At 78.0% G+C, this 214-nt stretch carries 1 protein-coding gene; it reads right to left on the reverse strand.

Annotation, left to right across the window (positions count from 1 at the left end):
- The coding region (locus GT354_RS14340) for a hypothetical protein (RefSeq protein WP_202511890.1) at window positions 1-214 on the reverse strand (214 nt) is incomplete at both ends.

Below are 214 nucleotides of genomic sequence, written 5' to 3' on the forward strand. Positions count from 1 at the left end.
CGTTCGTCGGCGAGCCTGACCTGCTCGCGCTGTAGAGCGGCCAGCCGCTGCGGTGCCAGGGCCAGTACCGCCCCGGCCGCGGCCAAGGCGGCCGTGGTGTGTCCCGCCGCCTCGGCCTCGCGCAGCGTGTCCGCGCACGAGTCGTGGCGTCGGGTCGCGTCGGCGTGCGCCGACGCCAGTTCGCGCCGGCGGGTGTCGAGTCGGCCGGCGGCGA

The sequence above is a fragment of the Streptomyces sp. SID3343 genome, from assembly GCF_009865215.1.
In the GTDB taxonomy this organism is placed as follows: Bacteria; Actinomycetota; Actinomycetes; order Streptomycetales; family Streptomycetaceae; genus Embleya.